7 protein-coding genes are annotated in these 7330 nt (G+C 70.4%); 3 read left to right on the top strand and 4 right to left on the bottom strand.

What is annotated here, in order from left to right; translation table 11 throughout:
* The first annotated feature begins 115 nt into the window (after positions 1-115).
* Complete coding sequence (locus ACFFRH_RS41715; protein WP_386163544.1) at positions 116-913, top strand: cytochrome P450; 798 nt, start codon at positions 116-118, stop codon at positions 911-913.
* Between the two features lie 70 nt (positions 914-983).
* Here the strand turns inward: ACFFRH_RS41715 and ACFFRH_RS41710 are convergent, their stop codons facing one another.
* Positions 984-2393: an MFS transporter gene (locus tag ACFFRH_RS41710; protein ID WP_386163539.1), complete on the bottom strand. Its 1410-nt coding sequence runs from the start codon at positions 2391-2393 to the stop codon at positions 984-986.
* A 91-nt stretch (positions 2394-2484) separates the two neighbouring features.
* Here ACFFRH_RS41710 and ACFFRH_RS41705 point away from each other — a divergent pair, with 91 nt between their 5' ends.
* A complete protein-coding gene (locus tag ACFFRH_RS41705) occupies positions 2485-2979 on the top strand; it encodes a winged helix-turn-helix transcriptional regulator (RefSeq protein WP_386163537.1) in 495 nt (164 codons plus the stop codon).
* Positions 2980-3031: 52 nt separating this feature from the next.
* Positions 3032-3253 (top strand): nuclear transport factor 2 family protein, encoded by a 222-nt coding sequence (locus ACFFRH_RS41700; protein WP_386163535.1) that lies wholly within the window; start codon positions 3032-3034, stop codon positions 3251-3253.
* Positions 3254-3615: 362 nt separating this feature from the next.
* Here the strand turns inward: ACFFRH_RS41700 and ACFFRH_RS41695 are convergent, their stop codons facing one another.
* The 3 genes from ACFFRH_RS41695 to ACFFRH_RS41685 form a co-directional block, all read right to left on the bottom strand.
* A complete protein-coding gene (locus ACFFRH_RS41695; protein WP_386163533.1) occupies positions 3616-4509 on the bottom strand; it encodes a hypothetical protein in 894 nt (297 codons plus the stop codon).
* A 382-nt stretch (positions 4510-4891) separates the two neighbouring features.
* Positions 4892-6205, bottom strand: coding sequence for an MFS transporter (locus tag ACFFRH_RS41690; protein ID WP_386163531.1), 1314 nt, complete (start codon positions 6203-6205; stop codon positions 4892-4894).
* Positions 6205-7317, bottom strand: coding sequence for a MerR family transcriptional regulator (locus ACFFRH_RS41685; protein ID WP_386163529.1), 1113 nt, complete (start codon positions 7315-7317; stop codon positions 6205-6207). Before ACFFRH_RS41685 ends, ACFFRH_RS41690 begins: the two co-directional genes overlap by 1 nt.
* Between the last annotated feature and the right edge of the window lie 13 nt (positions 7318-7330).

The following is a 7330-nucleotide window of genomic DNA, read 5'->3' as shown; positions in this document are numbered from 1 at the left end:
ATCAGCACCGTGGGCAAATCGAGGCCCTAGCCGCAGGGGCCCCGAATCGTTGCAGCTCAGACGCTACTCCGGTGGAAATTTCTTCATTGCTACTGGGACCCTCTTCACGCAGCCGGTGCCAGCGCTGATGATCTGTGAGCTGCTCGGCGTGCCGTACGAGGACCACGACCGGTTCCAGAGCTCCACCCGGGCCCTGCCGGACGCCGGGAGTGCTGAGGCGCAGTACGCCGCCTTCGTCGAGCTCGGCACCTGCCTGCGGGGGCTCGCGCTCGCCAAGCGGGCCAAGCCGACCGACGACCTGCCCAGCGACCTGGCCACCGGCGGCGACCTGACCGACGAGGAGCTCGGCGGCGTGGCCGCGTTCCTGCTCGGCGCCGGGCTCGACACCACCGCCGACATGCTCGCGCTCGGCACCTTCGCCCTGTTGCGCGACCCGGCCCAGCTCACCGCCCTGCGCGGCGCCCCCGGCCTGGCCGCCGACACCGTGGAGGAGCTGCTGCGTTACCTGTCCGTCGCCGCCACCGGTATGCGCGGCGTGCTGGAGGACGTGGAGGTCGGCGGCAGGCGGCTCAGGGCGGGCGACACGGTCGTCATCGCGATCAACACCGCCAACAGGGACCCTGCCAGGTTCGCAGACCCCGACGTGCTCGATCTGCGCCGCTCGGCCGCCGGGCATCTGGCCTTCGGCCACGGCGTCCATCAGTGCCTCGGCCGGCAGCTTGCCCGCCTCGAGATGCGTGTCGCGTTTCCCGTGCTGCTCGTCCGCTTCCCGGCGCTGCGGCTCGCCGTACCGGCTGAAGAGCTGTCGCTGCGCACCGATCCCTCGCAGGTGTACGGCGGCACAGCCTGCCCGTCACCTGGGATCGGGGGTGAACGCGATGCGAACCTCCGTCTCGGGGACGGGGCCGCGTAAGTTCTACCTGCCGGACGGTACGGCGCGGGGGCGGATCGTGCGAGCAGGTGCGCGGGAGGGGGCGCGGCGGTCACGGGCGGGCCCTCCGCAGCGGGGTGATGCCGAGGGCGGTGGCGGCGCTGAGGGCGGCGGCGCCGGCGATGAACCACCAGCCGTGCCGGAAGGCCTCCCGCAGGTGCGTGGCGGGGAGGTCGAGGGTGCCGAGGACGGCGACGAGGATCGCCACGCCCAGGACGTAGCCGAGCTGGCGGCTGGTGTTGACCACGCCGCTGCCGGTGGCGGCCTGGGCGGGCGGCAGGCTCGCGGTGGCGGCGGCGATCATGGTGGGCAGGGCCAGCCCGATCCCGACGCCGATGACGAGCCAGCCGGGCAGCACCTGCGTGACGTAGCGGACATCCGCGGAGGCTCCGGCGGCGAGCAGCAGCGCGCCGGCGCAGAACAGCAGGTTGCCCGCGGCGACCAGGGCTCCGGCCGGGACGCGCCGGGCCAGGCGCTGCCCGACGACGGCGAACAGCGGTACCATCAGCGGCCCCGGCACGATCGCCAGGCCGGTCTGGATCGCGCTGTACCCGGCGGCGTGCTCCAGCCAGAGCACGAGGGCGGGGAAGGCCGCGCCGAAGGCCGTGCAGAACACCAGGGCGGTGGCGTTGGCCCACACGAAGGACGGCACCCGCAGCAGAGCGGGGTCGATGACGGGGTCCGGGTGCCGAGCGGTTCGGCGGGCGAACACGCCGATCCCGGCGGCCGCGGCGGCCAGCGCCGCGATCGTCAGCCCGTCCGCCCAGCCCCACGCGCCGCCCTGGACCAGGCCGAGCGACAGGGCGCCGACCGCCGCGGCCAGCACTGCCACGCCGAGCAGGTCGGGCATCGGGACCGCGGAGGCGACGCCGGTGACGGGGATCAGCCGCCAGGCGGCGATGATCACCGCGATCCCGATGGGCACGTTGATCAGGAACACCCACTGCCAGGACAGCTGCACCAGCGCTCCTCCCGCGACCGGGCCGATCGCGGCGGCGAAGGAGCTCGTGGTGGCCCAGATCTTCACCGCGCCGGTGCGCCGTTCGGCGGGCAGGGCGGTGAGCAGCAGGCCGAGGCTCGCCGGGGTGAGCGCCGCGGCTCCGGCGGCCTGCAGCACCCGGAAGGTCACCAGCCACCACAGCGACGGGGCCGCCGCGCAGGCCGCGCTGGCGACGGTGAACAGGGCGAGGCCGGCCAGGAAGGCGGTCTTGCGGCCGTGCCGGTCGGCCAGCCGCCCGGCCGGGATCAGCAGCGCCGCGTACACGATGGTGTAGCCGTTCAGAACCCAGCTGAGGTTGGCCAGGTTCGAGTCCCGGTAGGCGGCGCCGATGTCGGTGAAGGCGACATTGACCACGAACACGTCGAGCATCGCCATGAACGCGGCCGCGCACAGCACGAAGGTGACGGCGCCGGGCCGGGCGTGCCGAGGCGGCGCCAGGGGCGTCAACGTGGGTTCGGGCATGGGGGGCCTCTCATCCATCTGACTTCACTTATGTATAGCCAGCTTGGCGCTGACTATACATAAGTGAAGTCATGGCGGGTAGCATGGTCCCATGGCTGCTGTGATGGAGGGACCGCTGGCGGACCTCGGCGCGTGGAAGACCGACGGCTGCTCGCTGGTCAAGGCCCTGGAGATCGTCGGGACCCGGTCGTCGCTGCTGATCCTGCGCGAGGCCTACTACGGCACCACCCGTTTCAGCGCCTTCGCCCGGCGCACCGGGCTCACCGACCGGGTCGCGGCCGGGCAGCTCAGGCACCTCACCGAGGCAGGGCTGCTGGCCAAGCGCCCCTATCGGGACGAGGGCGGCCGCGCCCGCGAGGAGTACGTGCTCACCGACATGGGCCGCGACCTGCTGCCCGCCGTGATGAGCCTGATGCAGTGGGGCAACAAGTACCTGCAGGACGGGCGTCCGCCGCTGCTCTACCTCGAGCACGGCACCGAATCACCGGTCGAGGTCGAGCTGCGCAGCGGCACCGGCCGCAAGGTCGAGCTGGAGAACCTCGCCGTCCGCCTCAACCCCGGCCGGCGCAAGCCACAGGACGACTGACCCTCAGACCCCGAGCGATCGCACCAGGCGTACCAGGAGCGGCTGCTCGCCGGTGCCGGTGGTCACCCGGGCATGGCAGCAGTTCCACGGGGCCTTCCCTGACGCGCAGGCCGTCGTCGAGGACATGGTCGTCGAGGGGAACACCGTCGCCGTCCGCACGAGCGTGCGGGGCGTTCCCGGCCGGCAGCCACCGACCATGCTGGAGATCTTCCGGGTGCGCGACGGGCGTATCTCCGAACTGTGGGCGCTGTCCTCCCTGCGCCGCGACTCCTGAAGCCGGCCCCGCACCACGACCATGCTCGGCGGGACTGCACGGTTTCGGCTCTGGTTCACTTTCGGTGGTGACCGAACCTGGTCACAGGGGACGAAGACACGCTTGAGACGAATTGGCCGGTCGGAAGGGTGCCGTGGCGCGGTCCGGTGAGCAGGCAGGGCCACGGGGGACCGCGCGGTCCCACAGGCGCCTGACGAGGAACCCGCCCGGTTCCGCGACGGCACCGCCCGGCTCGCACGACGGACGGCCCGCGAGATCGCGGACCGTCCGCCGTGCGGCGCTCACCGCCGGGACGCGTCGCCCGGCGGCCACCCCCGTCCCGCTCCCGTCACACTCCGGGAACGGTCAGCGGCGGGAAGGCCTCACTGCGAAGACTTCTTTCCATACAGCCACACCCCGTAGGAATAGCAGTAGATGTTGTTCGGGTTCGCCGAGTCGTAGGCGTACTGCGACTGGACCTGGGGGGAGCTGGTCGCCAGATCGATGCAGTTGGCCGCACCGCCGAAATAGGAAACGTTTCCCTTCTCGAAAGCGTCGAGACTGCCGAGGGCCTCCGTTTTCCCGGCGTCCCTGAGGGCTGCGGAACCGGCGAAACCCGCTGACGTGTTCGACGTCTTGGTGGTGCCGTAGGCCACGAAGCAGCCCATGTTCGGCTGGTTCGCGACCAGCGGGCCACAGTCGTACATGGGGAAGGAGTCGGCGTTTCCGGGTTTGGTGAACCCGGATTTCTCTTCCTTCTGCTGATCCTCCTTCGTCATCGGCTGACCCCATCCTTCCTGCGGGGTCCACGGAATTCTCCACTCGGTCCCCCACTTCTGGGTCCCGTCGGGATTGATGGTGCCGTCGGAGAATCTGAAGCGTCCGTAACACCAGCTCTGCTGGGACCCGTTCCAGAAATTGACGTTGGTGATGGCGGTGGACGAGCCGGGCTCCGCAGGAGTGTTCTGGACCGCGGACGAGCCCAGCTCGCAGACGATCTGAGTGATCAGCCTGCCGCCGCCGAACTTCTCCGCGCACCCCTGGAAGATGCCGCCCCTCGGGTTGCCGGAGGCGTGCAGGGCGAGGTCGAGTTTCGACTGCGTCCTCGTGTCCACCGCGGGAGATGCCCCTTCGATCGTGAATGAGCAACCATTCACCTCGTCGAAAACGTTCCCGGCCGAATCGCTGTTGGCCGCGTGAGCGATCCCGGTGAATACGGTCATGCCCGCGACAACGGCCGCGAGTGGCGTGATGGCTGCTAGGACTCTTCGGGACATGCGAATTCCTTGACTGGTCTTCGAGCGGTTTTGAGTCGCGGGGCCGGCGGTCTGCGTACTTTCGCAGAGATGAATCCGGCGCTCAACTCATCCGTTTGAGCGTCACCGTCGCAGGCGCCCGCTCTCTTGGCGCCGGCAAGAATCCAACGGCCCTCTTGCAGAACACTTTCATGAGAAATCTGTAAGTGATCCGCAAGCGGGGAATTCGCCGCGGAATACGGACGCCGACTATCATGCCGAGCAGAAGAGCCGCGGGACGTGAAACCCGGGCGTGGATCCGTTCGGCGGGCCGGGGCCGGTCATCGCGCGCCCCCGGCCGGGACGTGCCGCCCGTATGGAGGAACACCTCAGGCCCGCGCGCCTGGAGCGAGGCCGGCGCGGATCACGCTGAGCGGTCCGGGTCACGACGTGGTCCGGGGGTGGACATCGTGTAGGAACGCAGCTCGGGAACTCGCCATGCGATCGCGGCGACGGCCGTGGTGGTCAGTAGACCTCCGACGCAAATCACTGTTCGGGGCCCGAGGAGCGACGCGGCGGTCCCGTGCAGCAAGTTCGCGAGCTGCGGTCCACCGATGAGGACGACGGTGAGCGCTCCTTGGATCCGGCCGCGCATGGCGTCATCGGTGAGGGCTTGGGAGATGGCGTTGCGGAAGGTGCTGAGCACGAAGTTCACGGCTCCGCCGAGGACGAGTGCCGTCAGCGCGATCCACAGCTGTGCCGCCAAGCCGAGTGCGACCACGGTGATGCCCCACGCGGCGGCGGCTGCCGCCATGAGAGCGCCGTGGCGGCGGGCGCGGGTGAAGGTGCCCGACAGGAGACCGACCGCGAACACCCCGGCCGGGTAGGCGGCGTAGAGCAGTCCCAGTGCCAGGCCGCCGCCGGCCGGGCCGCCGTAGGTGCGCTGGGCCAGTTCGGGGAAGAGCGCGATCGGCATGCCGAAGACCATCGCCGAGAGGTCGACCGCCAGCACTGCCACGAGCAGTCGGCTGGCGGCCAGGTACCGGAACCCGGCCAGGATCCGAGCGATGGCCGGATGATTTCCGCGGTGCGGTCCGGCCGGAACGTTCGATGCCCGGGCCGGCTCCAAGCGGGGCAACCTGGCGACGGCCCACACGACGGCCAGCAGCGCGAGCGCGTCGAACAGGTACAGGGTGCCGAGCCCGACGAGCGGGATCAGAAGGCCGGCGAGCACGGGGCCCACGATCGACCCGGCGTAGCGGACCAGAGAGCTGAGGCTGTTGGCCGCCGGGAGCAGTTCGGCCGGGACGAGGCGGGGCACCACGGCACCCATCGTCGTCATGATCGATCCGAAGGTCAGTCCCTGGCAGGCCACCAGCATCATCAGGATCGGGACGGATCGGGCGTCCAGCACAGACTGAGCCCACAAGGCCGCGTAGGTCGACGTCAGGCCGCAGTGCGCGGCCAGGAGTATCGTTCGCCGGTCTCCGACGTCGGCGAGAGCACCCGTCCACAGAGCCGCCACCACCAGCGCGACGAACGACACGACGGCCGAGGCACCCACGGCCGCCGACGAACCGGTCATGGTGAACAACTGCGTCGGGATCGCGGCCAGGCTGAACGACCCGCCCACCGCGCACACCACCGACGCCACCCACAACCGCCGGAACGCGCCGACCCCCAGCGGCCGACGATCGACGACGATGCCGCGCCCTGCCTTGAGCCCAGGGGCACGCATCACCGGCCGGGAACGTTCCGGACGGCATCCGCGGCGTCCAGCGGTACGACGTCGGCGACGACACAGGCGATGTTGTCGGGAGCACCCGCGGCGTACGCTTGCGCGATCAATGCGTCGAGTACCCCCTGCGGGCCGTCCTCCTCGGTCAACACCTTCCGCAGGGACGCGGCCGAGACGACGGCCGACAACCCGTCGGAGCACAGGAGGTAGCGGTCACCGGCAGCGGCCTGGTGAAGTGACAGGTCCGGATGCGTCCCGCCTGTGCCGGTCAGTGCTCGCACCAGCAGTGAGCGCTGCGGGTGTGAGGCCGCTTCCTCGGGGGTCAGCCGTCCTTCGTCGATCAGGGACTGGACGAAGGTGTGGTCATGGGTGATCTGGGAGAGCTCACCGTCTCGCAGGCGGTAGGCGCGGGTGTCGCCGATGTGCACCAGCGCCAGATGGGAGCCGGACCACAGCAGTGCGGTCAGGGTGGTGACGGCCTCGCCATCCGATGATGCCGCGGCGATCGTCCCGATCTCCGCGTCGGCATCGTCGACCGCGTCGGCCAGCGCGCCGAGGAGGTCTTCGGCGGGCATGGCGAGAGCCTCCAGCGGTTTGAGCGCCTCGATGGCGGTCGCGCTCGCGAGGTCTCCGGCTCCGCCACGGACGCCGTCGGCCACCGCCAGCAAGCGGGGGCCCGCATAGGCGGTGTCCTCGTTGCTCGTCCGCACCGGTCCCGACTCCGAGCGGGCGACGTAACGGATCCCGAGCATGGTCGCGGAATCGTCCACAGGGCTGCCTCTTCCCGTCAGGTAGTCGACGAGGAAGGTCGCCAGCCGGCCGCGAGCGGCGGTCTCGGCCAGGAACTGCTCCCAGTAGCCGGCGATCTCCTCGGCCGCTGCCTCCGCAGGTAGGTCACACACATGCCGGATACGGGTCAAGGGCATGCCCAGACGCCGCAGCCAGGCGATCAACCGGGCTCGCTCCAGCTGCTCCGGACCGTAGAGCCGGTATCCCGAATCGCCATCCACGGCGGCCGGCGGCAGGAGCCCGAGTTCGTCGTAGAGCCGCAGGGCCTTCGGCGACAGCCGAGCCGCCCGAGCGAACGCTCCGATCGTCAGCAGCTCCCGCACCACTCCTCCTCGT

Origin of the sequence: Streptosporangium vulgare, assembly GCF_042428775.1 — a bacterium.
GTDB classification, from domain to species: domain Bacteria; phylum Actinomycetota; class Actinomycetes; order Streptosporangiales; family Streptosporangiaceae; genus Streptosporangium; species Streptosporangium vulgare.
This window is presented reverse-complemented; position numbering and strand designations above follow the sequence as displayed.

Coding starts and splice junctions, on each gene's coding strand:
- ACFFRH_RS41695 (WP_386163533.1), bottom strand. CDS start 4,509: ATGTCCCGAAGAGTCCTAGCAGCCATCACGCCACTCGCGGCCGTTGTC.
- ACFFRH_RS41710 (WP_386163539.1), bottom strand. CDS start 2,393: ATGCCCGAACCCACGTTGACGCCCCTGGCGCCGCCTCGGCACGCCCGG.
- ACFFRH_RS41690 (WP_386163531.1), bottom strand. CDS start 6,205: ATGCGTGCCCCTGGGCTCAAGGCAGGGCGCGGCATCGTCGTCGATCGT.
- ACFFRH_RS41705 (WP_386163537.1), top strand. CDS start 2,485: ATGGCTGCTGTGATGGAGGGACCGCTGGCGGACCTCGGCGCGTGGAAG.